Source organism: uncultured Shewanella sp. (assembly GCF_947501225.1).
Lineage (GTDB): Bacteria > Pseudomonadota > Gammaproteobacteria > Enterobacterales > Shewanellaceae > Shewanella.
In genome coordinates this window covers 242,256-268,326 of record NZ_CANMUW010000006.1, presented here as the reverse complement: position 1 = coordinate 268,326, position 26,071 = coordinate 242,256, and the positions used below count along the sequence as shown (strand labels likewise).

Genomic DNA, 26,071 nt, shown 5'->3' with positions numbered 1-26,071 from the left:
AAGAGGGGTGATTAATAGCAATCGCTTTAATCAACCTTAGGTCAGAAAAGCTTTAACACCGGCTCTCACATTAGTGGGGGCCAGCCCCTGTGAGCTCTCGTAATGGTGTTGGATGTCGATAAGCTTCTCGGTCAGTAATCTGGCCATACACTGCGCCAACAAGGGGGTCACCGAGCGGTGACAATGCAGGAAGTAACTCTCGGGTTGTTGTTCGACACAATCGCGCCACTGCGCCGAGATATCGATAAAGCCGACATCCTGTCGATCTTCAAAATACTCATAGGCCATGGCAGAGCTCAACACACACACATCCTCGGTTCGACTGGCATGATCGACAATCATACGCAGACTCGGGCTCTTAAGTGCGACCCTGAGCTTTATCCCCTGCTCATGGGCATACTCTTCGATTCTATGCAGTCTGTTGTTGTGTAGGTTTGAATTTACCAGACCGAGTTTATAGTTGAAGATATCCCTCAGCGGATCGGCCGAGGTCAGAATAGGGTGACCGACCCTGGCCACCAGGAAGAAGTGGGTGATATCGCCGATATTCACATCATCAACCATCTCATGCCGGATAGGCTCGATGGAGATACTGCAATCAAGTTTCCCCTGACACAGACGCTCACTCACGTTTTCAGACCAGGGCTGCACATTTACATTGACTCCGCCCTCGACACAGCAACATTGATGGGTCACACAGTTAAACACCATCATGGACCACTGTTCATGGGCGGCCACCGTCAACTCATAGGGGGCCACTACGGTATTTCGTGTCGTCGATATTATCTTGTCGTACTGTTCGAGAATGGATTGCGCCATGGGGTAGATACGCAGCGCAACTGAGTTAGGTTCGAAGCCATACTTCTGACGAATGAAGAGCTCATCGTCCAGCACTTCACGCAGACAGTTCAGTGCCCGGCTCACCTTAGACTGAGTCGTATGTAACTTATCGGCGACGGCGGAGCCGTTTTTCAACTCGACCAGGCCGACCAGCACCATCAAAGTGAAATAATCCAGACGGTTCACCTTCTTTAACATTAATCACTCCCCCGAAGCTTACATTTGTTATAAAAGCGTCATAACTGGTGCTGGAAAAAACGAATAAAACTCTGAGAACCTGCGTCACCTCTGGATTTGAGGCGACTTCGAAGTCAAGCAAGCATGAAGTAATTCTAATGTGTATCATTTTTAAACAAACAGATATGTGAAATAGATCACACATAATAAACCCTTATTTTATCAGTACTTGCTAATAAAAGGAGTAAAGTTCCCTCTGTTGACATCGCCTCAAAAAGCGCGAAAAAAAAAGCAGCTTTTCTCAGGGAGGCATACAGCGCAGGTGTTAGCCGTTGAATGATTTACCGCCATTGATAAATGTGAGCTTACAGGTTAAAAAAGAGAGGGTTAACACAAACACCTGGTATGGCCAGTGTGCAGTTACAACATTTAACAACAGGCATTAAACAAACCATTTTGCGGCAGATAAGAGAGTTAAGGAGATACCTCTGCATGGACGGTCAGATAAAAGCGCGCACGTTGAAAGTCCCCATCACCAATGTCTACGCCAAGGGCGACTACTGCGCACAGCTGCAACTGGGCAAACCACCGCAGAGGGTCAACCTTATCCTCGACACAGGGAGCAGCACCCTTGTCGTTAAACAAGGTGTCGTAAAACAAAGTGATGTTAAACAAAGCTTGGAAAGCCAGAGCTTGGAAAGCCAGAGCTTGAAAAATCAAAGCGCCTACCGCCCTGAGGATGACAAGCTGCTGACTCCCACCAGCCTGGCTCAGGAGGTCAACTACGGCATCGGCGGCTGGGACGGCCCCGTGGTCACCACCCGAGTCGCTATCTATGAAGAAAACTGCCAAGAGCCAGAAGAGAATAAGTGCGAAGAGAACTGCCAAGAGCCAGAAGAGAATAGGTGCGAAGAGAACTGCCAAGAGCCTCGGGAAAGTACATGTGAAGAGAGCGGTGAAGATGAAGCCCATCGGCCTCTGGTACTGGAGTCCTGCCATCTCGCCATCGTCTCGAGTGTAAAACAGCAACAAACCTTCGCTGACGCCGATGGCATATTGGGACTGGGCTACCATCATCTCAACAAGAGCTACGATCTCAAGGCCTATCTCGAACGCCATCACCACTCACCTGCGGTGACTTACCCCTGGCCCTTCGCCGATGCTAAAGCTAAGGATCACAGCCAAAGTGATACTAAGAGCAACTGCCAGAGCGATGTAAAGAGTCAGAGCTCATCAAAAGATAAACAGAAAGCAGAACCCTCTTTCAGCAGCGAAGACCTTAAGCAGTTTAAGCATTTCCTCTGGCAGCAGCCTGAGCAGGATCTCATCCCCTACTTCACCGCCCTCGAAGAGCATGGCCTCACCGCAAATAAATTTGCCCTCTACAGTCGCCGCTCCAGCATCCATGTCAGCAACACAGCTTTTACACCTAAGCAGCTGGCCGACGACCCGCTCAACCAAGGCTGGCTTATCCTGGGCGACGCAGAGCAGCATACCGAGCTCTATCGAGGGAATTTTCGCACCATCAAAGTCGACCACGATATCTATTACAACGTCACCCTCACCTCGATACGTGTCGGAAACCAGGCCGTGATACCCGCTCCCGCGCTCGAAGAGCAGTACCGTAAAAACTACTACAGCAATGCCATCGTCGATACCGGCGCCTCGGCCATCGCCCTCACCGAGCCCCTCTACCTGGCCATGTTGGCGAGCCTGGAAGCCATATCGCCAACGTTTGCCCCCCTGATAGCCCCCTTCAAAGAGATAGCCGCTCAAGAGACAGGCATAGACGCCTCGCTCCTGGACCTGAGCCAATGGCCGGAGATAACCTTCAGCTTCATAGGCGATATTAAAGATGATGTGGGTGCTCTTGATGCGGGTATTAGCCGTGAAGTGAGCATAGTCTGCAAGCCCGAAAGCTACTGGCAGCTCAACGCCCCAAGTGAAGGCCGGGCCTGCTTTAAGATATTGAGTCAACTGCCCAACTGGCCCAATCAAACCCTTTTAGGGCTCCCCCTGCTCAACGACCATCTGGTCATATTCGACCGCTCGGTGCATATAACCGGCGTGATCCGGTTTGCCGAGCAAAAATAGTCATCATTGGAGATAAAACGTGGAGCGAGTCATAAGTAAGAAGTCCAGAATAAAAAGTATATTAAACTCCCATGTGTTTACCACCGAGCGCCTGCTTATCAGGCCAATAGAGCAGCAGGATAAGCAACTGTTTCGTCAGTTATATACCGACAAAAAAATCATGCGAAACATAGCCGAGCCGATGACTATCGAGCAGGCAGATCGGGCCTTTCAGATTTCATTAAACAACACGAAAAAAGACAAGCCCAAACAGATGAGCTGGGTGATCACATCACTCGAGGATGACCAAGCGATAGGAATACAGGGCTTAGTCTGGCATGGCGAAGAGAGGTCTCAGGCAGAGATTGGAATTATGTTGCTGCGTAAAGCCAATGGAAAGCTGCTACCCGAAGAAGCCATGGGGGCATTAATGGAATACGCCTATAGCAAGTTAGAGATAGTTCGCATTAACGCCCAATTTTCCGGCCGCAACCTGGCTACTGAGCGCTTCGTAAAAAAACTTGGATTCGTCTTCGAAACACCATTGATTTCAACGGAATGTATTGAGAAGCAGAGTAAAAGTTTAGATAAACACTGCTTCGCCGAAAAGAATCACTACAAACTCTAAATTAAAACTCGAATATCCGTCCCTCGACAAGCAAGTTAACACTTTCAAAACAAGCTGATAACTGGTAGTTTGATTAAAAAATAACAGGAAGCATAAAAGGGACTTTTCAATGGCGGGTAGTTTAGCGTGTGTCGGTATCGGCATGACATTGGGGGCACATATCTGTCCCCTGGCTAAGAGCTATATCGAGCAGGCCGATGTGGTCTTCTCCGGCGTCTCCAATGGCATAGTCGAACTCTGGCTGCAGGAGATGCACAGCGACGTACGCTCCCTGCAGGTCTACTACAGCGAAGGTAAGTCCCGCCATATCACCTACCGCGAGATGGTCGATGCCATGCTGAGTGAGGTGCGCGCCGGCAAGAAAGTAGTCGGCGCCTTCTACGGACACCCCGGCGTATTCGCCCATGCGCCGCACAAGTCTATCGAGCTTGCCAAGGTCGAGGGCTTCGATGCCATCATGGTGCCGGGCATATCTGCAGAAGACTGTTTGATTGCCGAGTTAGGCATAGATCCCGGCAAGTACGGCTATCAGCAGTTCGAAGCCAGCCAGTTTATGTTTTACAAGCGCCGCTTTGACCCCTCCTGCTACCTGGTGCTATGGCAGATTGGTCTCGCGGGCGACAGGAGCCTGGCTAAGTTCGCCACCGGCGCGGCCCACCGACAAGTGCTGATAGAGCTGCTCGCCGACCAGTATCCGCTGGATCATGAGGTGATCTTATATGAGGCCGCCGTACTGCCCATAGACACGGTGCGCAAACAGAGACTGACATTGAGCGAGTTGGCCGATGCCGAGATATTTATGCACACCACACTGGTGATACCACCGAGCCAAAAGATGCAGCCCAACCATGAAGTACTGGAGAGGCTGAAGCAGATCGAGCATCAGCTCGAAGAAGCTGAGCTGTAGGACCGGCTTTAGCCCGGAAAGATGGAACAAACAGGCGATCGCAGCTAAAGCAGCTCCTACATAAGAGCTCGTAGCTCGTAGCTCGTAGCTAAAATCTTACAACAACAAAAAGGAAGAGAAATAATGTCAAATGTAATTGAACTGCTGGAACGTATGGGACAGGACGCTAGCTTACAAAGTACAGAAGAGCAATGTATAGCCATCAAAAGTAGCGGTTTGGAAGAAAACATTAAGGAACCACTTCTAAAAAAAGACTTAATAAAGTTAAAAAAAGAATTAGATATTTGTCCTGATGTAGTTTGTATCTTCTTCCCTGCAGAGGATGAACCAGAAAAAGATTCACCGGAAAAAGAATCACCAAAAGAAGACGAATCTGAAATAAAATCTGTAGCTAATGGTTAATTTGTTCTCCAAACAACTTAAAAGAGGTAGAATTTTTTGCCTCTTTTTGATGCTTATTGTCCATAACTCTTGGTCAGCACAGATAGAGGGAACCCAGAGCCTATTTAACCAAGCCGAACAAATCCGTAGTAGTGACCCAGTACAATTCATCAAAATCATTGAAAAACTAAAACAAAGAGAAGAACTTTTAACTAAAGAACAGTATCACCATCTAAAATATTTAACTGGCTACAGCTTATCTTTCCAAGGAAAGTTTGATGAGGCCTTAACGATCTACAAGAATATTTTAAGCTCTAATGCACAAACGACTTTAAAATTGAAAGCTAATTTATCAATAGTAAATACCTACGCAATATCAAAACAATGGCCAGAAGGCCTTTACTACCTCTCTGACACTTTAAATACTCTACCGAAAATTTCAGATAATTTACTTATTCAGCGTAGTTATGCCGTTGCTGCAATATTCTATAACCAACTAGGTCAGTACGAACTAGGTATGAGTTTTGCTGACAAGCTTCTGCAGGAGCCAATTGAAGGTCGAACACTCTGTGTAGCTCATAACCTGAAATTAGAGTCACTGTTTAAACTCGAGCTTCTGGAGGAAGATGATCCGCAGATCCGGGAAGGTATCGAGGCTTGCCAACAGAGTAACGAAGTGGTGATGGAGAGTGCCATCTATAGCTATTTAGCGACCCTATATTTGAAAAAGAATAACCCACATCAGGCAATATCCATACTGGAGTCGAATTTCGATTCTCTTAAAACGACAAAGTATGTCCCATACTTGGCTATTTTTAATTCTCTTCTATCTCAAGCTCATCATGTTATCGGCGCCAACAGACAAGCTGAAGAGTATGCATTAGTTGCAATCGATGAAGCTAAAAATATCAACATTAGTAACTCCACAGTCAACGCCTACCGGGTTCTCTACCAGATAGCCGAGTCCCGGGGCGATCATAAGATGGCGCTGGAGTATCACAAGAAATATGCCGAGGCGGATAAGGCCTATCTGGATGACATCAAGACCAAACATCTGGCGTTTCAGCTGGCCGAGCATCAGGCCGCGGAGCAGAAGAGCCGTATCGGGCTGCTGGATAAACAGAATAATCTGCTCAAGATAGAGCAGAGGCTGGCCAGGAGTGAGGCGGAAAATAATCGGCTATTTATAGCCCTGCTTATCGCCATTATTACCCTGCTCAGCTTCTGGGGCTATAAGTCGTGGATGACGCAGAAGCGGCTGAAACAGCTGGCCGAGTTCGACGCCCTCACCGGGGTGTTTAACCGCGGCCACTTCACTCAGCTGGCCCGAAGTGCCCTGCAGTATTGCCGGAACAGCGATATCTATCTCAGCTGCATCCTGTTCGATCTGGACAAGTTTAAATCCATCAACGACAGCTACGGTCACGCCTGTGGAGATTGGGTGCTGAAGAGGGTGGCCGATGTCTGTAAGGTGCAGGGCAGAAGCAACGATATCTTCGCGCGCCTGGGCGGTGAAGAGTTCTGTATCCTGCTACCGGGCTGCGACCTGATGACCGCGACCAGATTGGCCGAGACCTGCCGCAAAGCGATAGCGCAGATAGATACCCTGGATTCGGGCGCCGAGTTTATGCTCACCGCCAGCTTCGGCGTCACAGATGCCAAACTATCGGGCTATGATCTGGAAAAACTCACCGCAGATGCGGATATGGCCATGTATCAGTCCAAGCGTGACGGCCGCAACCGCACCACAGTCTTCGGACGCGCTGATTCAGGCGAAAAAACTGACCTGAATAGCGCCGGCAAGGAGAGCGAAAACCGTCAGGGGCAGCTGACGCTCTGATGGCTATTGGCACTGACCATCAAAGGCGCTTATCGTCACTGACGCTGTATAATCGCCGCCAACGCTTTATAATGGGTCGCTAACAACTCACCTCTCAAACCCAAGCATAAACATAAAGGGCAAAAGCGATATGACAGGCTCTCGCCAAAAAAATAGCCTCACCCACAAGGTACTCGGTTTTCTATCCGCCTACTTCTACGCCTTTATCGCCATAAGCGCCTTCGTGCTGGTGGAGTTTCTGCCCTATTATCTGCAGGAGAAAGCCCTGGCAGAGAGCTTCAACCAAGCGGTCACGGGCACAGTTATCAGGGTCGAGCGCAACATCTTGGGTAACGCCCAGCGCCCCGCATCTGATGAGGAGAGGAGCTGCACCCTGGTTTATCAGTACCCTCTCGATGATCACCTGTTCAGCGGCAGCTACCGGCATAGCTGCGCCGATTTCGCCGGTTTAAACAAGGGGGACAGCATAGATATCCTGCTGCAGGCCAATCAACCGACCAACTCGAAACCGGCATGGGTGACGCTCTCTCTCGGCTGGTTAAAAACCGGCAGCTATCTGGGACTCCTCTTTCTGCTATTGGGAGTCATCGGCATCATAGCGCGCATAAAGGGCATTGAAAAGCGCGACGGGTAGAGCTGTAAGGCTCCCCCCATCGGCTCAGGCCGTTTCCTCTCCTAAATTATCTGAGAAAAATTTTCGGCCGGATAAATGAAAGTAAAAAAATCGTCTAAACTCAAAGGAGGAGCTTAAGCGACTGATATTACTGGGCTGGCCGACACACTTGCTGCCAGCCGGTAAGACGCCGAGGCTAACGCTGCTGACAATGATGAAAGGAGTTCAAGGTGTTTCAGCAATATATCCGCCAATGCAATCAAGAGGTCCACAAGACCCTCAACGCCGCCATAGCCGAGCTTGCCAATGCCCATCAGAATGTGCTGACGCCAGAACATATCCTGCTCGGCTTGCTCTCACTGCCCGGCTCGGAGGCGTCGCAGCTGCTGCAACAGATACTGCCCGATCCCGAGAAAGATATCCAAGCCCTGACCCAAGCGGTATATCACGACCATGAGAATACCCCGCTCAAGGGCGATACCGGTCAGGTGGTCGCCGCCCACGAAGTGGAAGAGGTGTTCGGCATCGCGCTCAGCGAAGCCAAACGACTCGGCGATGCCTATATAGGCACGGGCAGTTTACTGCTGGCCCTTTGTGACAAGCGCTCAGGCGTTACCGCCATCCACCTGAAAAACCAGGGGATAGAGGCAGGCCCGGCCCGTGAGGCGCTGGTTAAGCTGAGAAGCGGTAAGACCCTGGACTCACCCGATGCCGAAGGGCGCAGCGATCCGCTGGATGAGTACACCCAGGACTTGACCGAGATGGCACGTAACAACCAGCTCGACCCGGTGATCGGCAGAGAAGATGAGATAGGCCGCGTCATTCAAACCCTCTCGAGACGTAAGAAGAATAATCCGGTGCTCATCGGCGAGCCCGGCGTAGGCAAGACCGTCATCGTCGAGGGTTTAGCCCAGCGTATCGCCGACGCCGAGGTGCCCGACACCCTGCGCGATAAGCGCCTGCTCTCACTGGATCTCGCCGAGCTGGTCGCCGGCGCCAATATGCGCGGAGAGTTTGAGGAGCGACTCAAGGGTGTCAGGGATGCGGTAATTGAGGCCAAGGGCGAGATCATCCTCTTCATCGATGAGCTGCATACAGTAGTAGGCGCCGGCGCCGGCGCCGGCGGACTGGATGCCCCCGCCCTGCTCAAGAGCGCCCTGGCAAGAGGTACGTTGCAGCTGATAGGCGCAGATACCCTGGATGAGTACCACAGGTATGTCGAGGCGGACAAGGCGCTGGAGCGGCGTTTTCAACCCATTTTAGTGCGCGAGCCCACCATAGAGGAGACCATAGATATCCTCAATGGCTTAGCGACCAAATATGAGGGCCACCACGAGATAGAGTACCAGCCCGAGGCGCTGGAGGCCGCAGCCAGACTATCGGAGCGTTACATCTCCGACCGTCACCTGCCGGACAAGGCGGTGGACCTTATCGATGAAGCCGGCGCCGACAGGCACCTGCATCTGCTGGCGCTCTCCAGGCCTATGCAGGAGCTGGAGCGCAAGCGTCAGACCCTGCTGTCGGGCAAGCAAAAAGCCTATAACGAGCAGGCCTTCGAGCGCGTGGCCAACATGCAGACCGAGATCCTCAAACTCGAGCAGCAACTCAAGCAGCAACGCGAAGAGCAAACCACAGACATCGACAGCGAGGATAAGGCGGTCAACCCCGAGGATATCGCCCGTGTGGTCGCCCGCCTGACCGGGATCCCCGCCGCCCGTCTTGCGGAATCTGAGGTCGAAAAGCTGTCCCGCATGGAGGATAAGCTGCATAAGCGCATCGTGGGCCAGCAGGACGCGGTCTCTGCAGTGGCCAACGCCATTCGCCGTAACCGTACCGGCATCAACCGGGGTCACCGCCCCATCGGCTCCTTCCTGTTTCTCGGCCCCACCGGTGTGGGGAAGACCGAGCTGGCTAAGGCGCTGGCCGAGTTTATGCTTGATGATGAGAGCCGCATAGTCAGGCTGGATATGTCTGAATATATGGAGCGCCACGAGGTGTCCAAGATGATTGGGGCGCCACCGGGTTATATCGGTTACGGTGAGGGGGGGCAGCTGACTGAGAAGGTGCGCCGCAACCCCTACACCATCATACTGCTGGACGAGATGGAGAAGGCGCACCCGGATGTGTTCAACATGCTGTTGCAGATCTTAGAAGATGGCCGCCTCACCGACGCTCAGGGGCGCACCATCTCGTTTCGCAACACCCTGCTGATAGGCACTTCGAATCTGGGCTCCGAATCGCTGATAAGCGACCGCACTCCGGTCGGGTTTATCTACAGCGAAGACCCGGACTACGAGGCCGCCCGCCGCACCGTGATGAACGAGGTGAAGAAGTTCTTTAAGCCTGAGTTTCTCAACCGGCTCGATGAGGTGATCGTATTTCACTACCTGACTCAGGAGGATGTGTTCAAGATAGCCAAGTTGCTGATATCTGAGCTGTGCAGACAGATGAAAGACAACGATATCACCCTGCATATCGACGCCGATGTGATAGAGCAGGTAGCAAAAGACGGTTTCGAGCCTGCCTATGGTGCCCGGCCGTTGAGGCGGGTGATAGAGAAGCAGATAGAGAATCCTATCGCCTCGCTTATCGTCAATAATGAGCATGTCACCGGCAGCGAGATACATATCAGCCTGGGCGCTAAAGGTAAGGCGTTTAACTTCAGGATAGAGTCTGGAGAGGGGAGCGAATAGGAGTTCCTTCCCCGGATATTACAGAGGGTCAGCCTTTACAGCCTGACCCTCTTTACATATCGGCACGAGTTAACTATTGGCTAACCATTAGTCAACCATTAGCTAAGCACAGACATCAACTCGTCGGCTGAAGCTTAAACACGGCGTCCACCAGCTGGCTGTTCAGCTCTTCGTTACGCATCCTGCCCGCTTCGATATCGAAATTATCATAGAAACTTGGCACCGACAGACTGGCTTTGACATCGGCGGCAAAGTAAGGCGCACTGCCTGTCGCAGCGGCCAGTACAGTAGCCGCTCCGCCGGGCCCCGGTGAGGTGGCAAGCAACACCATAGGCTTATTCTGAAACACCTTCATATCGATACGCGATGTCCAGTCAAACAGGTTCTTGTACGCCGCGGTGTAGGATCCGTTGTGCTCGGCAAACGAGATGATGATCCCGTCGACGCTGCCTATCTTGGCAAAGAACTGCTGCGCTAACTCGGGTTGGCCGAGTTCGTTCTCTCTCTCCTGGCTGTAGATAGGCATCTCGTAATCGTTGATATCTAAGATCTCAATCTCGGCCCCCTCGACCAGGGATGCGGCGTAGGTGGCGAGCTGCTTATTGATAGATGCCGAACTGTTGCTGGCTGCAAAGGCTAATAGTTTCATAGTGTCTCTCTCAAAATCTGTGTATAGGGTTAGTTAAGCTGGTTATGAGTCTTTTTTTTCTCACTCAGCAGTTATCTGTTATTACATGGCGCGCAGCCGAATTAGCGTTATCTGTCTGTATCACTCACTGCACCGGCATCCGAGCCTCTTCACCGCCCTGCTCGCCCTCTTCACAGGCCGGGGTGTTGGTGTAGATATAGGTACTGAAGATGGCGGCACAGGCACAAGCCAGCCCCATAAAGGTCAGCAGGGCCACCGGTGACTGCGCGTCCGACAGACTGATCGCAGCGCTGAACAGGGCGCCTAAGGCAAACTGGCTGAAGCCGAACACGCCCGATACCGCCCCGCCCTGAGCCGGAAAAAATGAGATGGCAGCCGTGATGGCATTCGCCGAGATAAACCCCAGCAGCAGGTTAAAGATAAAAACCGTGACCACAATTGTGCTTAAGGGGGCATCCATCTGTGCCAGCATGAAAAACAGCAGGCTCAGGGGGCCCAGCAGGGTGCCCGCAACAATCGCCTTAGCCTTAGGAGCGATCTGTCCCAGCAGCTTCACACTCACCAAACTGCCGATGATCACACCCAGCGCATTCCCCCCAAGCAGGTAACTGTAGTGTTCGGCGCTCACTGAAAAGTAGTTCATAAAGACATAGGGCGATCCGGCTACGAAGGAAAACAATCCGGCAAAGCCGAAGCTGCCAAGCAGAATATACGCCAGTGGCAATGGCTGTTTAAATACCTGAATAAAGTCCGATATCGAGGCGGCGCGGCGACGCTGTAGCTGCTCCCCTCCGCTTTCAACCTTATCGGCCTGAGTATGGGTCAACAGGCTCGCCACGAAGGCGAAGATGCCTGTTGCGCCCAGGGTATAGAAGACCCACTGCCAACTTGCATGCTTTAATATCTGTCCGCCGATCACAGGCGCCAACAGGGGAGCGGCCACCACGGCGGCCATCACGTAGGTGAGTACCCTCGCCCCCTTTTGCTTATCGTACTGCTGCTGGATCATGGCAAAACAGACCACAGAGCTCGCCCCGCCGATAGCCTGGAATATACGGGCGATATACAAACCAGTCGCTGAGTCCAACATAGGTATAGCCAGACTGGAGAGGGTGAAGATAACCAAGCCTGTCAGTAACAGATTTAACTTATGATATCGGTCGGCCAGCAGGCCGAAGAGGGGCTGCGCAATGGCGAAGGCCAACAGGAATACCGCTAACGACATCTCCATCTGACTATGGGTTGCATTCAGGTGCCGGGCCATCTCGGGCAGAGCCGGCAGAGACATATCTATCGCCAAAGGAGACAGGGCAAATACCAATACTGTGATAGCAATGAAGAGAAAAACTCTATTATTCATACCTGCTCCGCTGACGTTATTTAGCTGACAATTCAATGAGGATAAGTGTATATTGATAGCCAAATGAGATTAATAACCTAAATTGATAAAGACTATTTCCATATGACTAGCAATAAGCTGTTCGATGGCATCGTAATATTTACTCAGGTGGTTAAAACCGGTGGGTTTTCAGCGGCCGCGGAGCTGATGGGGCACTCCAGCTCCTACGTGAGTAAAGAGATCAATAAACTTGAAGCCCGCCTGGGGGTGCGTCTGCTTAACAGGACCACACGCTCTATCGGCCTCACTCCCGAAGGCGAAGCCTACTATCAGCAGTGCCAACAGCTGATGGTGGATGCAGAGCAGGCGGTGGAGCTGATAACCCAGCATGATGTCGAGCCCAAGGGCAGGCTCAAGATCAGCAGCCCCATAGGGTTTGCCAACAGCTATCTGCAGCCCATTCTGTCTGAATATATGCAACGTTACCCCAACGTGAGTCTGGAGCTGGATCTCAACGACAGGCGGGTCGACGTAGTGGCCGAAGGGTACGATCTGGCGATAAGAGCCGCGCTCCAGCTGGAGGAGTCCAGCCTCATCTGTCGTAAGATATTCAGCTGTAAGGGCTATACCGTTGCCAGTAAGGAGTATATCTCCAGGCATGGTCGTCCCCATCACCCTCAGGAGCTCAGCCGCCATCACTGCCTGTGTTACTCCAACCACAAGACACCGGGTCGCTGGCAGTATAAGGACAAGCAGGGAGAGCCGATACAGGTGGATGTGAGGCAAAAAGTGCTTAGCAATAACGCCGAGATGCAGCTGGCGATGACACTGAGCGGACACGGGATCTGCCGCCTCCCCAGATTCTATATGAATGATGAGCTGGAATCCGGCAGGCTGGAGATACTGTTTCCTGAGCTGCCCGCCCCGGAGATCGATGTCTATGTGGTCTATCCCAGCCGCAAGCACCTGTCGCCCAAGGTCAGAGCCTTTATCGACCTAGTGGTGGAAAAGATCCCGCCCACCATGCTCACGGGCGGCTCCTCATAACAGTAAGGGATAATCAGGCACAACGAAGATTTTATGCCATCCCTGGCAAATCTTCATAAGTGTTCCGGACACAAAAAAGCGAAGCCACGGCTTCGCTTTTCTTATATCGGCGTTAACTCGCCAATCCGGTCCTGGTTACTAATCTAGTCACCATTCTAGTCACCAAAGTCATCCAGCAGGATGTTTTCCTCTTCCACACCCAGACTCTCGAGCATGTTGATTACAGAGGAGTTCATGATTGGAGGGCCACACATGTAGAACTCACAATCTTCCGGTGCCTTATGGTTCTTGAGGTAGTTCTCATACAGGACATTATGAATGAACCCGGTATACCCATCCCAGTTGTCCTCAGGCAGAGGATCGGACAGGGCAACGTGCCAGACGAAGTTATCATTCTCGGCCGCCAGGGTATCGAAATCCTCCTGATAGAAGACTTCACGGGTCGAACGCGCACCGTACCAGAAGCTCATCTTACGCTTGGTCTTCACACCTTTAAGCTGGTCGAAGATATGCGAGCGCATAGGCGCCATACCCGCACCACCGCCGATGAATACCATTTCGGCATCTGTCTCTTTAACGAAGAACTCACCGAATGGCCCGGAGATAGTCACCTTATCACCCGCCTTGAGGTTAAAGATATATGAGGACATCTTACCCGGCGGCAGGCCTTCTGAAGGTGGCGTCGCGATACGCACGTTCAACATGATGCGCCCCTTCTCATCGGGGTAGTTCGCCATAGAGTAGGCACGCAACACATCTTCATCGACCTTAGAGATCAGGTCAAACAGGCCATACTTTTCCCAGTCGTCGCGATACTGCTCAGGAATATCGAAGTCTGAGTAGTGAACCTTGTGGGCAGGTGCCTCGATCTGAATATAACCACCGGCCTTAAACTTAACGTCTTCACCTTCCGGCAGTTTCAATAGTAACTCTTTAATGAAAGTAGCGGTGTTGTCGTTTGAGATGACTTCACACTCCCACTTCTTCACACCGAAGATCTCCTCTTCGACTTCGAGCTCCATATCTGTCTTAACCGCAACCTGACAGGCCAGACGACAACCCTCTTTCGCCTCTTTCTTGGTGATATGGTCGAGCTCAGTAGGCAGAATATCGCCGCCACCGGATTTTACGGTTACGCGACACTGACCACAGGTTCCACCGCCACCACAGGCCGAAGGGATAAAGATATCTTTGTTCGCTAATGCGCCCAACAGCTTATCGCCGGCCGAAGTTGTAATGCTTTTTTCTGCATCATCGTTGATGCGAATATTGACGTCACCAGTGGACACCAGTTTACTTTTGGCGAATAAGATCACCATAACCAGCATACTCACAACCAGAGTAAACATGCCGATACCAATTGCCATTTCCATCGAATCTACCTTTTCAATAATTCGTTTTCTTTAAGCTCATCTCGTAACAAGAGTCGCTTAAATAGAAATACCAGAGAAAGCCATAAAGCCCAGAGCCATCAAGCCGGTAGTGATAAAGATGATACCAATACCCTGTAACCCTTCGGGTATTGCATGAAACTTCATTCTCTCGCGCAGACCCGCCAGCATCACAATCGCCATAGCCCAACCCACGCCTGAACCCATGGCAAATACCGCAGATTCACCCAGGCTATAATCACGGTTAGCCATGAAGATAACGCCGGCAAAGATGGCACAGTTCACCGTCAGTAGTGGCAGGAAGATACCCAGAGAGTCATACAGACTCGGAATATACTTGTCTAAAACCATCTCCAGGATCTGAACCAGCGCCGCAATCACACCGATGAAGGTGATCAGCTGCAGGTAGCTCAGGTCCAACTCAGGCATGCCCGCCCAGGCCAGTGCTCCCGGTGCCAGCACGTTGGCATAGATCAGCTGGTTCAGCGGGACCGCCAGGGTCATCACCACGATAACCGCGATACCCAGACCGAAGGAGGTAGAGACCTTCTTAGATACGGCCAGAAAGGTACACATACCCATGAAGAATGACAGCGCCATGTTGTCGATGAAGGCTGCCTGAATAAAAAGATTAATGTAGTGTTCCATATCTCTTCCTTAACCTCGTTTGCGCTGTATTACGTTAATAGACCAGATCATTAATCCGATCAGGAAAAACGCACTAGGTGGGAGTTTGAACATCTCATTAGCCAGATACCAACCGCCATTTTCAACGGTCTGCAGGATCTCATGACCAAACAGGGTGCCACTACCGAGCAGCTCACGAACGAAGGCGACACCGAGTAAGATAACGCCATAACCCATGGCATTACCCACAGCGTCAACGACCGCAAGGTGAGGCGGGTTCTTCATGGCAAACGCTTCCGCTCGCCCCATGATGATACAGTTGGTAATGATCAAGCCGACAAATACCGATAGCTGACGGGACAGCTCGTAAGCGATATCCTGCAGCACCATGTCGACGATAATCACCAGAGATGCAATAACTGTCATCTGAGCGATGATACGCACACTGTTCGGGATCAAACGGCGTATAGCTGAGATGATCAGGTTTGAGAACACGAGTACAAAGGTCACGGCCAGTGTCATCACTAACGCCGTTTGCAAAGAGTTACTCACTGCCAGTGCCGAACAGACACCCAGCACCTGCATGGCAACGGGGTTGTTACTGAAAACAGGGGTGACCAGTATATCTCGGGTGGATGCGATATTAGTACTCACCTTAGACCTCCGAAGCTTTTAACTTGTTGAAGAAGGTTTGGAAGCCCTCTTTACCGAACCAGAACTGAATCGAACGTTGAACACCGCGCCCCGTCATGGTTGCACCACTGACGGCATCAACACCGTGAACATCACCCTCTTTAGCACCACCTTTAACCACTCTGAATGCCACTTTACCCTTGGCATCGAAAAGCTGCTTGCCCTGGAACTTACCAGTCCACTCGCTATCGTCGAGGAAGTCACCGATACCCGGCGTTTCACCATGTTCGTAAAAGACCACATTCTCGATGGTATTCATGTCCGGCTTAACCGCGACAAAACCATAGATGATCGACCACAGTCCCTTACCGTAGACAGGCACGACCACGCTGCTCAGCTTGCCGCTGTCGTCGAATACCTTAAAGACCCGAGCCTGATCCGCACGACTCTTGATCTTGGCGGTATCTTTCTTCGGCTTGCGCGATGTCTTGGGGTTGATGGCCGCCATGCGGTCATCGAAGTCCATGATCTCGCCTTCTGTCGTTACTGCACCGGTATCGAGCTCAACCAGCATAGGGGTGACAGATTTTTCAAAAATTGCACGAAAATCTTTGTCGCCGCCAATATCCACATCGGCAGCCATAAGCACGTAACGTTTCAGTTCGTCACGCTTCTTGGCAAGCTTACGCTCCTTGAGCAGATCCGCTGTACCTGTGATCATAAATGAACACAACAGGCACAGTGTCACTGTGAAGATCATAGTCCCAAGAACGGTATCTTTTTTAAAGGCCATTGCGTTTCAGTCTCCGCTTGATATTCGCTTTCGCGACCAGATAATCAAAAATAGGTGCCCATAAGTTAGCGAACAAGATAGCCAACATGATGCCCTCCGGCATCTTAGGGTTAACCACACGGATAAGCACAGTCATAAAGCCAATCAACAGACCATAAGCCAGCTTGCCTTTACTCGTATAAGCGGTAGTAACGGGATCGGTAGCCATAAACATCATACCGATAGCAAAACCACCTGTGACCATGTGCCAGGTCCAAGGCATAGCGAACAGTTCGTTTTTAGCCGAGCCGATCAGGTTGAACAAGACTGCGGTCGCTATCATACCCAGCATGACACCGGCGACGATGCGCCAGTCGGCCAAACGGGTCAGAATCAAGAGTCCACCACCAATCAGCAGTGCCAGAGTACTGGTCTCACCAATCGCACCAGCGGTAAAGCCGAAGAAGGCATTCCACCAATTTGGATCGGTAAACGCGTCATACCAGGCATAGTCTGCAAAGCTCATCTTGCCTGCGGCGGTCTGAATTAAGGCGGTTGCACCTGAGAAACCATCTACGGCAACCAGCTGACCGACCACAGAGACCTGAGATGGATAGGCGAAGTAGATGAATGCTAATCCGGCTAATGCAGGGTTGAGGAAGTTATACCCCATGCCACCAAACACCTCTTTGCCGATAACGACACCGAAGGTGATACCCATGGCCACTAACCACAGCGGGGTAGACACAGGTAAGATTAGGGTGAAGAGTAAAGCTGTGACGAAGAAACCTTCGTGCAGCTCCTGTCCTCTCACCTTAGCGAAAACCATCTCCCAAAACAGGCTGACAATCAGGGCGGTCAGATAGATAGGAATATAAAAGCTGGCACCGTAGAGAAACAGGCCAATCAGACCGGTCTGCTCCGTTAAACCACCAGATATCAGGTTAAACGGAATAAGTTGCCATACATCGGGTGTAGCCAGTCCACCGGCGACAGCAAGCTGCGCCTGCAGGCCTAAGTTGTACAGACCAAACAGAATGGCTGGCAGCAGGCAGAGGCCCACTAAGGTCATGGTACGTTTAACATCAATCGCGTCACGAACGTGCACTTTACCTTTAGTGCTACGACCATGAGCAACGACCAGCGAACGAAGGTAGCCCTTCATCGCATGCCCGGGTGCGTAGTAATCTTCCTGCGCGTCGGGCTTTCTATCTTTGCTACTCATTAACCTTCCCTCTGAATACTTAATTTGAACAGGTTAGGAACATACGGGGTCACGCCCTGCACATAGGACTCATTATTTAACTCAGTCATTAACCTTCTCTTTCAATAATATCTAAGCAGGCACGCAGCTCTTTGCCGAAGTCATACTTACCGGGACAAACGAAGGTGCACAGAGCCAGATCTTCCTCGTCCAGCTCCAGAGCACCCAGCTCCTGAGCCTCATCGGTATCACGAACCACAAGGTCGCGAACCAGCAGTGTAGGCAAGATATCCAGAGGCATCACCCGGTCCAGCTGACCGAACGCCATCATGGCGCGTTCTGAGCCCCCTGTGTGAGTCGTCATCTCAAACAACTTCTTAGTGGGTTTGAAACGAGAAGTTACGGCGCGGGTAATGGAGAACTTTTCAGATCCACCACGAACCCATGACAACAGATGATGCTCCGAGTCTTCGGTCAGGGCTGTAACCTGACTATGAAAACGCCCCAGATAATCGTGAACACCCGTAGCTGTGTGTCCCGAAAGCACCGAACCTGACACAACACGTGAGTAACCAGGCTTAAGTTCATCCTTGACGATACCGCTCATTTCGGCGCCCAGTTGGGTGCGAAGAAGACGAGGATTGCTGACGTTAGGACCGGCAAGCGACACCACACGGTCGGTGTAGAGTTCACCGGTAAGGAACAACTTGCCGTAGGCGATGACATCCTGATAACCGATATGCCAAACCTGACGCTCTATGCTGACAGGCAGGGTGAAGTGAATGTGTGTACCTACTAACCCGGCAGGGTGTACACCACCGAAACGACGGGTCTCAACCTGAGAAAGCTCGTGTCCCGGCAATGACTCACCTTCATCATGACACAGGTATACCTTGCCATCGGTCAGACGGGTCAGGGCCGACATACCCACAGCAAATGCCTGTTCATTTTCGGCAATGATCAGACGGGGGTCAGCCGAGAGTGGGTTGGTGTCCATGGCGGTTACGAAAATTCCCGCCGCAGTAGCGTCGAGCTGGGGCACGCGTGAGAAAGGTCGGGTACGAAGTGCGGTCCAAAGACCACTCTTGACCAGATTATCCTGCACCGACTGTCTGCTCATAGACGACAGGTCGCTGCTGGTCTCGAACGTCACCTGTTCATCGCCCTGGCAAGTGATAACCACAGATTGCAATACGCGGCGCTCACCGCGATTGATAGCCGTGATCTCGCCACTGGCTGGTGCAGTAAAGAGTACACCGGGGGTTTTCTTATCTTCGAAAAGAGGCTGGCCCTTTTTGACCATATCGCCGACTTCCACCATCATGGTGGGCTTTAAGCCAACATACTCTTCACCGAGAAGGGCCACGCGCGATGGCCTTGAGGCTTTGTCAATTTCCTGCCGGGGCTCCCCGGCAATGGGCACATCTAAGCCCTTCTTTACTATTCTAATCTGGTCTGAGAAACCTGCCATCACAACATCAACCGTTAAAATTTTGGATAGTTAATAGTATATCTTTGTTAACTTAAGTTCCGCTATTGGCGTCACATTACTCAGCCGTTTTGTAACTTAGTAACATTATTTTGGCTGATTTTGTGATCCAGCTTCACTTTCAGATCTACCACGTGTTACCAATGTAGTTTTATAACAATAAAAGTAGAAATCAATCATCGCTGATTTAGACACGACTAAATCTATAAAAAAACTACGATTTGTCACAAAGAATAGTCGAAGATATGAAGGAAAATTGTTTTATTTGAGAAAAATATCCAAAAGCATGTAATAAAGCCTCCAGAGTAACAAACAACAATATTTAAAATCCGCTCACTCACCCATCAGAAACTCATAGCTCGAAGCTCGAAGCTCGAAGCTCGAAGCTCGAAGCTCGAAGCTCATCATGATTTAAACGGATGGGATGGAAAACCACTGATAGAATGATAATGAAGTTAGCCATTAGTGTTACCATTTGATAGATATTACTTTAATTTATGTGAACACCTGGGCGGCAACGAATGGCCCCCTAAGTGCTGGCACTCTAAATAACACTTAACATCCGCTCAATATTATCAGCGGTGTAACACGACTCAACCGGAATGAAACCTGTGTTAAAAAAAATCTTCTCTATGACCAGCTCCACCCAGATGTTGGTCGCTATGTTTTTCGGCTTTGCCATCGGCATCTTCTTCGGCGAGTCCGTCGGTTGGCTTAGTTCCATCGGAACCAGTGTGATCTTACTGATGCAGATGACGGTACTTCCCTATATCGTGGTCTCTTTGGTAGGCGGCATAGGAAAGTTACAAAAAAGCACCGCGTCACTGATCTTCAGCCGCGCCGGTCTGATCATGCTACTGCTATGGTTAATCGGCCTCATCACTGTCGCCCTGATGCCATTGTCATTTCCCTTCGTCGAATCGGCCTCATTCTTCAGCACCAGTGCCATAGAGCCGAGTACGCCTATCGATTATTTCAAACTTTATATCCCCTCCAACCCATTTGAATCTATGGCTGCGGGATATGTGCCGGCCATGGTGGTATTCAGTATCGCCATGGGGCTGGCGCTTATCGGCATGGAGGGGGAACATAAACAACAGATACTCACCTTCATGCACACCACAAGCGAGATTTTTTCCCGTATCACTCAGGGACTGGTGAAGGTACTGCCTATCGGCATCTTCGCCATGTCGGCATCGGCGGCGGGTACCATGGGGGTCGATGAATTTGCCAGCATGCAGGTCTACCTGGTCAGTTATTTTGTACTCTGTTTGCTGCTCACCTTCTGGCTACTGCCCTGGATTATCGCCTCTGTCACCCCGATCACCTTCGCTCAGTCATTGCGGATCTCCAAGGCCAGCTTAGTCACCGCCTTCGCCACCGGAAACATCTTTATTGTGATACCTGTGATTGTTGAGGAGTGTAAGCAGATCATGCGCGAGCAGGACAATCTCAGTGAAGATGGCGCAACGCTCATCGAGATCTTAGTTCCCATCGCCTTCACCTTCCCCAATATCGGTAAGCTTACAGTGATTCTGTTTGTCTTCTTTGCGGGCTGGTTTAATGGCACACCGGTCGAACTCACCAGCATCCCCTCCCTGTCGGTCAGTGGCCTGCTGTCGCTGTTTGGCAGTGTCTACGTCGCCATCCCCTTTATGCTGGATCTGGTTCACCTGCCCTCGGATCTGTTCCAGTTATTCGTGATGGCCGGATTTATCACCGGAAAGTTTGGCTCCATCGCCGCCGTGATGAACCTGTTTGCCCTGACCCTAATAACCGCCGCACTGTTTCAGAAGAGTCTCAGACTAAAGCCGCCACAACTGATAAAGATGGGACTGGGTGTCGTCAGCGGAGTTCTGCTGACGCTCGTCGTCTGTCGCGTCGGCATGGGGCTGTTTATCACCAGCCCGGAGATCACCAGCGAGGTGATAGCTAATATGCAGGTGGCCGACAAAGTGCCGACTAAGGTAAAGAAACAGTATCCCGTCTTAGGTCAGACCCCCTCCTCCCCGGTTGCAGATATACCGGCCATTCGCAGCCGTGGAGTATTAAGAGTCGGCTATATCCCCAGTAATGTCCCCTTCAGCTACTACAATAACGGCGGACAACTGGTGGGCTTCGATAGCGCCATGGCCACTAAACTGGCCGAGGATCTTGGGGTCGAGGTAGAGTTTATTCCGTTTCGCAAGGCAGAATTAGCCCGCTCTCTTGATGCTGGCTATTTCGATATCGCCATGTCCGGGCTGGCCATGGATATAGGACAGATGGACCAGCTCAGTTACTGTGAGCCGATACTCGAACTCAATCTGGCCATCGCCACCAGGGACCACCTGGTGAGCAGCTTCAAGAGTAGCCAGAGCATATCTGAGATGGAACATGTCACCATCGCCTACGCCGAGCATAGCGATGCCATCGAAGATGTAGCCGCAAGCTACCCTAATGTGGAGTTTGTTAAGATCGAGGGATATAAGAACTTCTTCAGGCAGAAAAACGACAAATACGATGCCGTAGTGATCAGCGCCCAGGCAGGATCGGCCTGGACCCTGTTCTTCCCCGGTTATGGCATCGCCCTGCTGGAGAGCAAGTCCCGCTACCCGGTGGCTTATGCCGTCGCCCAGAACAACCAATCACTGCTTAACTATGTGAACAACTGGCAGCGTCTGCGCAAGGTCGATGGCCATCAGGAACGTTTCTATAACTACTGGATGCTGGGCCTGGGAGCCACCGAGCCCAAGCCTCGCTGGTCGGTTATCCGCGATCTGTTGCATTGGGTGGATTAAAAGAGTGTAGGAGCGGCTTTAGCCGCGAAGAGTCAGTTTGTTCCATCCTTCCCGGCTAAAGCCGGTCCTACACGTAATGCTGAATGACTCTGTCTGTAAAGAACAGCATCTAGACTTTCCCTGCTCGCTCCCCGTTCCTCGCTGTTATTCTGAAAACAAAAAAGCCGGGTATTAACCCGGCTTTTTAACTAACATTACTAACTGATGCGATGAACTAGCGCGACAAACTATCGCGACGAACTATCGCGACGAACTATCGCCACTAACTTACGCTGTTAACGTGTCTTCACGTATGGTACACCGATTGACTTAGGACCGACCGCGCGGCCGATAAAGCCTGCCAGCAGGAGTACGGTCAGGATGTAAGGCAGAACCTCGATAGCCTGTACCGGAATTTCACCCACTATCGGTAACTCGGCGCCCTGCAGACGAATCGCTACCGCATCGAGGAAACCAAACAGCAGACAACCAAACAGTACCGGTACCGGTTTCCACTTACCGAAGATCAATGCCGCCAGGGCGATAAAGCCTTTACCGGCACTCATGTTAGGTACGAAGCCTGCACTGTGTGCGGTCGACAGATAAGCACCGGCAATACCACATAATATACCTGCACAGATCAGGGCGCGATAACGTATCCAGGCAACGGAGATGCCCGCAGTATCCACCGCATGAGGGTTTTCACCCGCCGCGCGAAGACGCAATCCGAAACGGGTTCTGAACACGATCCACCAAACAAGCGGCACCATGGCCAACGCCAGATAGACCAGAATGTTATGACCCGATATCAGCTCGCTGTATAACAGGCCAATAACGGGAACATCGGCAACCGCATCGGCACCGGGAAGCGTGACCGGCGTGAATCGCTCACTGTCAGACAATGCTGGAGTCTGTCCCCCCAGACCAAACCAGAAACGGCCCAGTGTGACAGTCAGGCCCACAGCCAACATGTTGATCGCCACACCCGAAACGATCTGATCGCCTCTGTGGGTGATAGAGGCAAAGCCATGGATCAACGATAAGCTGACAGAAACTGCGATAGCAACCAGTAATCCAAGCCACACATTTCCGGTAACCGAAGCCGTAGCCGCAGCGGCAAACGCCGCCGACAGCAGTTTACCCTCAAGGGCAATGTTCACAATACCCGAGCGCTCAGAGAACAGGCCGGCAAGTGCAGCAAGAATAAGTGGCGCCGATACCCTGAGGGTAGCGTCTAAGATTAAAATAATATTCTCATACATAACTTAAGCCTCCGCCTGTGCATTGCCGGTGGATTTTTTCTTCTGATCCAGATAGACAAAGATTCGCTCGGTTGGTTTTACCAACATCAGTGAAAGCGCACCACTGAACAACACCACTAAGGCCTGCACAACCTGAATCATCTCACGGTCGATATTAGGGAAATCGAAAGAGAGCTCCGCTCCCCCCTGATAGAGCACACCAAACAGCAGACTCGCTAAAATGATACCCACCGGATGGTTACGACCAATCAGACACACTGCGATACCGGTGAAGCCATAACCGGCCACAAAGTCCAGCTTCAACTGCTGACTATAGCCCTGTACTTCGTTGAGACCCAACATGCCCGAAAGTGCACCCGAGATAAGCATCACTATGATGATCAATTTCTTATGGTTAATTCCGCCATATTCGGCAGCCGATGGGCTGGACCCCATGGCTCTGATGGCATATCCCCAACGCGTACGCCAAAGTAGAATCCACACCAAAACACAACAGGTCAATGCAATGAAGAAACTGAGATTCATCGGTGATTGTGAGAAGGAGAAGCCAAACCAAGCCGCTATCTCATGGAACATAGGCATCACGGCAGATTGTTCAAACACACGCGATACCGGCGCCATCTGACCGTCGAGCTTAAGCACGTTCACCATCAGATATACCATCAACGCCGAGGCGATAAAGTTAAACATGATGGTGGTAATGACGATATGGCTGCCACGATAGGCCTGCAGATAGGCTGGAATGAGTGCCCACAGTGCACCAAAGAGCATACTGACGACCATAGTGATAGGTAACAGCGCCCAGAATGGCAAGGTATGATCTAAGCCCAGACAGGCCAGTCCCACACCTAAGCCACCGAGATAGGCCTGACCTTCACCACCGATATTGAACAGCCCGGCAGAGAAGGCTACCGCTACCGCTAAACCGGTGAAGATAAAGTTAGTCGCATAATAGAGGGTGTAACCTACCCCTTCCTGATAACCCAGGGCTCCCTTCACCATCACGACCGCAGCCTCGACAGGGTTCACATCCACCGCAACGAAAATAATTGCAGAGAACGCAAAAGCAAAGAGGATATTGACCAGGGGCAGTCCGATGATATTTACCCATGACGGGATTTTTGAGTCGTTCACGACTGACCTCCGCTGCTAGTTTGTTCTTCACCCGACTCTTTAAGCTCATCGGGCATTATGTTGGCCATCATCATTCCGAGAATCTTCTCGTTCGCCTGTTCGGCACTCACTTCACCCACGATATGTCCATCAAACATCACGATGATCCTATCGGACAGGGCCATGATCTCATCGAGCTCCACCGATACAAGCAAGATACCTTGCCCCTGATCCCTCAGCTCGATGATACGTTTATGGATAAATTCGATGGCACCGATGTCCACCCCTCGCGTCGGTTGACCGATCAGCAACACATCCGGGTTCTTTTCCACCTCCCGGGCAATAATCAGCTTCTGCTGGTTACCACCTGAAAATAGTGAGCTTCTCAGCTTAGGATCCTGTGGCCTGACGTCCCACTCCTCCATGAGACGCTTACACTCTTCAGTTATCGCCTTAGGCTTATTCATCACCAGGCCATTGTATTGCGGCTGGTTCTGATGTCCCAGGATGGCTGACTCTTCGGCACTAAACGCCTTAATCAGGCCCATCTCCAGTCTGTCTTCCGGCACATGGCCCACGCTGAGCTGGCGCACGCCATCGGGCGTACTTGGGAACTCAGGAGAGATACAGGTATCACCTATGGTGATTAAACCACTGGTCGGTGTGAGCAGGCCTGCAAGTGCATTAATAAGCTGAGACTGGCCATTTCCGGATACACCGGCAATACCGACGACCTCGCCGGCCCTGATTTCCATGTTGACCTTTTTAAGACGGTCGACACCCATCTCATCTGTATAGGTCAGATCTTGAGTTGATAGTACAACGTGGGCAGGATTAGCCGGTTTCTTATCGACTTTCAGGCGTACCTTTCGTCCCACCATCAGTTCGGCCAGCTCTTCCTTATTCGTCTCCGCCGTTTTTCTGTGCGCAACCATCGCACCCTGGCGCATGATCGAGACATTATCTGTCGCTGCCAGAATCTCTCTGAGCTTGTGGGTAATAAGTAAAATAGTGACACCCTGCTCACGCAGCGCATCGAAAATATGAAACAGATGATCAGTTTCCTGAGGAGTCAGTACACCGGTAGGCTCGTCGAGAATAAGGATCTTAGCGCCGCGATATAGGGCTTTTAAGATCTCAACCCGCTGCTGCAGGCCAACCGGCAAGTCTTCAATTAAGGCATCTAGCGGTACTTCAAGCTGATAATCTTTTGCCAACCGCTCTAACTCTTTGCGGGCATCATGGAGACTGTGCTTGAGCAGGGCGCCATTTTCGGCACCTAAGATCACATTCTCAAGAACCGTGAAGTTGTCGACCAACATGAAGTGTTGGTGAACCATACCGATTCCGTGAGCGATAGCCTCTTTCGAGTTGGTCAGGTTCTGGACCTCACCGCCAATCATAATCTCACCGGCATCAGCGGTATAAAACCCGTAGATGATGTTCATCAGGGTCGATTTACCCGCCCCGTTTTCACCGATAATGCCATGGATGGTGCCGGGAGGAACTTGTAGATCAATGTTTCGGTTAGCGTGTACTGCGCCGAATCGTTTATCGATACCACGCAGTTCGAGTGCAAAAGGTTTGTCGCTAGGGAGTGTAGACATAAGTTATGTTTCTCTTTGCCGCCCTAT

General features: G+C 51.2%; 21 protein-coding genes. 9 read left to right on the top strand and 12 right to left on the bottom strand.

Annotation, left to right across the window (positions count from 1 at the left end; all coding sequences use genetic code 11):
* Window positions 1-36 precede the first annotated feature (36 nt).
* A complete protein-coding gene (locus tag Q1B47_RS11490) occupies window positions 37-1,038 on the bottom strand; it encodes a LysR family transcriptional regulator (protein WP_299793452.1) in 1,002 nt (333 codons plus the stop codon).
* Window positions 1,039-1,509: 471 nt separating this feature from the next.
* Here Q1B47_RS11490 and Q1B47_RS11485 point away from each other — a divergent pair, with 471 nt between their 5' ends.
* From Q1B47_RS11485 to Q1B47_RS11455, 7 genes are all read left to right on the top strand, one after another.
* Window positions 1,510-3,111, top strand: a complete 1,602-nt coding sequence (locus Q1B47_RS11485) for a pepsin-like aspartic protease (protein ID WP_299793409.1) — start codon at window positions 1,510-1,512, stop codon at window positions 3,109-3,111.
* A gap of 19 nt (window positions 3,112-3,130) precedes the next feature.
* Window positions 3,131-3,718, top strand: a complete 588-nt coding sequence (locus Q1B47_RS11480; protein WP_299793405.1) for a GNAT family N-acetyltransferase — start codon at window positions 3,131-3,133, stop codon at window positions 3,716-3,718.
* Between the two features lie 109 nt (window positions 3,719-3,827).
* Complete coding sequence (locus Q1B47_RS11475; protein ID WP_299793402.1) at window positions 3,828-4,625, top strand: SAM-dependent methyltransferase; 798 nt, start codon at window positions 3,828-3,830, stop codon at window positions 4,623-4,625.
* A gap of 123 nt (window positions 4,626-4,748) precedes the next feature.
* Window positions 4,749-5,027 (top strand): hypothetical protein, encoded by a 279-nt coding sequence (locus Q1B47_RS11470; RefSeq protein ID WP_299793399.1) that lies wholly within the window; start codon window positions 4,749-4,751, stop codon window positions 5,025-5,027.
* A gap of 496 nt (window positions 5,028-5,523) precedes the next feature.
* On the top strand, window positions 5,524-6,846 hold the full coding sequence (locus Q1B47_RS11465; protein WP_299793396.1) for a GGDEF domain-containing protein: 1,323 nt from the start codon (window positions 5,524-5,526) through the stop codon (window positions 6,844-6,846).
* A 130-nt stretch (window positions 6,847-6,976) separates the two neighbouring features.
* Entirely contained in the window at window positions 6,977-7,480 is a 504-nt protein-coding gene (locus Q1B47_RS11460) for a hypothetical protein (protein ID WP_299793393.1), read from the top strand.
* 209 nt (window positions 7,481-7,689) lie between these two features.
* Complete coding sequence (locus Q1B47_RS11455) at window positions 7,690-10,152, top strand: ATP-dependent Clp protease ATP-binding subunit (protein ID WP_299793390.1); 2,463 nt, start codon at window positions 7,690-7,692, stop codon at window positions 10,150-10,152.
* Window positions 10,153-10,267: 115 nt separating this feature from the next.
* On the opposite strand, the gene Q1B47_RS11450 is transcribed toward Q1B47_RS11455, so the two are convergent.
* Both Q1B47_RS11450 and Q1B47_RS11445 read right to left on the bottom strand, forming a co-directional pair.
* Window positions 10,268-10,801, bottom strand: a complete 534-nt coding sequence (locus Q1B47_RS11450) for an NAD(P)H-dependent oxidoreductase (RefSeq protein WP_299793387.1) — start codon at window positions 10,799-10,801, stop codon at window positions 10,268-10,270.
* Window positions 10,802-10,925: 124 nt separating this feature from the next.
* A complete protein-coding gene (locus Q1B47_RS11445) occupies window positions 10,926-12,161 on the bottom strand; it encodes a Bcr/CflA family efflux MFS transporter (protein WP_299793384.1) in 1,236 nt (411 codons plus the stop codon).
* A gap of 102 nt (window positions 12,162-12,263) precedes the next feature.
* Between Q1B47_RS11445 and Q1B47_RS11440 the strand changes: the two genes are divergently transcribed.
* On the top strand, window positions 12,264-13,187 hold the full coding sequence (locus Q1B47_RS11440) for a LysR family transcriptional regulator (RefSeq protein WP_299793381.1): 924 nt from the start codon (window positions 12,264-12,266) through the stop codon (window positions 13,185-13,187).
* Between the two features lie 155 nt (window positions 13,188-13,342).
* Here the strand turns inward: Q1B47_RS11440 and nqrF are convergent, their stop codons facing one another.
* The 6 genes from nqrF to Q1B47_RS11410 form a co-directional block, all read right to left on the bottom strand.
* On the bottom strand, window positions 13,343-14,560 hold the full coding sequence (gene nqrF / locus Q1B47_RS11435) for an NADH:ubiquinone reductase (Na(+)-transporting) subunit F (protein WP_299793378.1): 1,218 nt from the start codon (window positions 14,558-14,560) through the stop codon (window positions 13,343-13,345).
* A 57-nt stretch (window positions 14,561-14,617) separates the two neighbouring features.
* Window positions 14,618-15,226: an NADH:ubiquinone reductase (Na(+)-transporting) subunit E gene (gene nqrE / locus Q1B47_RS11430; protein WP_299793375.1), complete on the bottom strand. Its 609-nt coding sequence runs from the start codon at window positions 15,224-15,226 to the stop codon at window positions 14,618-14,620.
* A gap of 9 nt (window positions 15,227-15,235) precedes the next feature.
* Window positions 15,236-15,859 (bottom strand): NADH:ubiquinone reductase (Na(+)-transporting) subunit D, encoded by a 624-nt coding sequence (locus tag Q1B47_RS11425; RefSeq protein WP_299793371.1) that lies wholly within the window; start codon window positions 15,857-15,859, stop codon window positions 15,236-15,238.
* A 1-nt stretch (window position 15,860) separates the two neighbouring features.
* Complete coding sequence (locus Q1B47_RS11420; protein ID WP_299793368.1) at window positions 15,861-16,631, bottom strand: Na(+)-translocating NADH-quinone reductase subunit C; 771 nt, start codon at window positions 16,629-16,631, stop codon at window positions 15,861-15,863.
* On the bottom strand, window positions 16,621-17,835 hold the full coding sequence (locus Q1B47_RS11415; RefSeq protein WP_299793365.1) for an NADH:ubiquinone reductase (Na(+)-transporting) subunit B: 1,215 nt from the start codon (window positions 17,833-17,835) through the stop codon (window positions 16,621-16,623). The genes Q1B47_RS11420 and Q1B47_RS11415 overlap by 11 nt, the downstream gene beginning before the upstream one ends.
* 88 nt (window positions 17,836-17,923) lie before the next feature.
* Window positions 17,924-19,285, bottom strand: coding sequence for a Na(+)-translocating NADH-quinone reductase subunit A (locus Q1B47_RS11410; protein WP_299793362.1), 1,362 nt, complete (start codon window positions 19,283-19,285; stop codon window positions 17,924-17,926).
* A 620-nt stretch (window positions 19,286-19,905) separates the two neighbouring features.
* Between Q1B47_RS11410 and Q1B47_RS11405 the strand changes: the two genes are divergently transcribed.
* Window positions 19,906-22,083 carry a cation:dicarboxylase symporter family transporter gene (locus tag Q1B47_RS11405; RefSeq protein ID WP_299793357.1) on the top strand — a complete coding sequence of 726 codons (2,178 nt, stop codon included), beginning with the start codon at window positions 19,906-19,908 and terminating at the stop codon, window positions 22,081-22,083.
* A 275-nt stretch (window positions 22,084-22,358) separates the two neighbouring features.
* Here Q1B47_RS11405 and Q1B47_RS11400 read toward each other — a convergent pair whose 3' ends face one another.
* The 3 genes from Q1B47_RS11400 to Q1B47_RS11390 are packed head-to-tail and all read right to left on the bottom strand — an operon-like array spanning window position 22,359 to window position 26,044.
* Window positions 22,359-23,324 (bottom strand): ABC transporter permease, encoded by a 966-nt coding sequence (locus Q1B47_RS11400; RefSeq protein ID WP_299793354.1) that lies wholly within the window; start codon window positions 23,322-23,324, stop codon window positions 22,359-22,361.
* Between the two features lie 3 nt (window positions 23,325-23,327).
* The gene (locus tag Q1B47_RS11395) at window positions 23,328-24,458 is read right to left on the bottom strand and encodes an ABC transporter permease (RefSeq protein WP_299793351.1); all 1,131 of its coding nucleotides are present in this window, start codon (window positions 24,456-24,458) and stop codon (window positions 23,328-23,330) included.
* Window positions 24,455-26,044 (bottom strand): ABC transporter ATP-binding protein, encoded by a 1,590-nt coding sequence (locus Q1B47_RS11390; RefSeq protein WP_299793348.1) that lies wholly within the window; start codon window positions 26,042-26,044, stop codon window positions 24,455-24,457. The genes Q1B47_RS11395 and Q1B47_RS11390 overlap by 4 nt, the downstream gene beginning before the upstream one ends.
* Window positions 26,045-26,071 lie beyond the last annotated feature (27 nt).

Excerpts from the sequence above, each read along its gene's own strand:
- Q1B47_RS11460 (WP_299793393.1), top strand. The coding sequence starts at position 6,977 with ATGACAGGCTCTCGCCAAAAAAATAGCCTCACCCACAAGGTACTCGGT.
- Q1B47_RS11440 (WP_299793381.1), top strand. The coding sequence starts at position 12,264 with ATGACTAGCAATAAGCTGTTCGATGGCATCGTAATATTTACTCAGGTG.
- Q1B47_RS11465 (WP_299793396.1), top strand. The coding sequence starts at position 5,524 with ATGAGTTTTGCTGACAAGCTTCTGCAGGAGCCAATTGAAGGTCGAACA.
- Q1B47_RS11405 (WP_299793357.1), top strand. The coding sequence starts at position 19,906 with ATGAAACCTGTGTTAAAAAAAATCTTCTCTATGACCAGCTCCACCCAG.
- Q1B47_RS11485 (WP_299793409.1), top strand. The coding sequence starts at position 1,510 with ATGGACGGTCAGATAAAAGCGCGCACGTTGAAAGTCCCCATCACCAAT.
- nqrE (WP_299793375.1), bottom strand. The coding sequence starts at position 15,226 with ATGGAACACTACATTAATCTTTTTATTCAGGCAGCCTTCATCGACAAC.
- nqrF (WP_299793378.1), bottom strand. The coding sequence starts at position 14,560 with ATGGAAATGGCAATTGGTATCGGCATGTTTACTCTGGTTGTGAGTATG.
- Q1B47_RS11450 (WP_299793387.1), bottom strand. The coding sequence starts at position 10,801 with ATGAAACTATTAGCCTTTGCAGCCAGCAACAGTTCGGCATCTATCAAT.
- Q1B47_RS11415 (WP_299793365.1), bottom strand. The coding sequence starts at position 17,835 with ATGAGTAGCAAAGATAGAAAGCCCGACGCGCAGGAAGATTACTACGCA.
- Q1B47_RS11410 (WP_299793362.1), bottom strand. The coding sequence starts at position 19,285 with ATGGCAGGTTTCTCAGACCAGATTAGAATAGTAAAGAAGGGCTTAGAT.
- Q1B47_RS11445 (WP_299793384.1), bottom strand. The coding sequence starts at position 12,161 with ATGAATAATAGAGTTTTTCTCTTCATTGCTATCACAGTATTGGTATTT.
- Q1B47_RS11420 (WP_299793368.1), bottom strand. The coding sequence starts at position 16,631 with ATGGCCTTTAAAAAAGATACCGTTCTTGGGACTATGATCTTCACAGTG.
- Q1B47_RS11470 (WP_299793399.1), top strand. The coding sequence starts at position 4,749 with ATGTCAAATGTAATTGAACTGCTGGAACGTATGGGACAGGACGCTAGC.
- Q1B47_RS11475 (WP_299793402.1), top strand. The coding sequence starts at position 3,828 with ATGGCGGGTAGTTTAGCGTGTGTCGGTATCGGCATGACATTGGGGGCA.
- Q1B47_RS11390 (WP_299793348.1), bottom strand. The coding sequence starts at position 26,044 with ATGTCTACACTCCCTAGCGACAAACCTTTTGCACTCGAACTGCGTGGT.
- Q1B47_RS11400 (WP_299793354.1), bottom strand. The coding sequence starts at position 23,324 with ATGTATGAGAATATTATTTTAATCTTAGACGCTACCCTCAGGGTATCG.
- Q1B47_RS11490 (WP_299793452.1), bottom strand. The coding sequence starts at position 1,038 with ATGTTAAAGAAGGTGAACCGTCTGGATTATTTCACTTTGATGGTGCTG.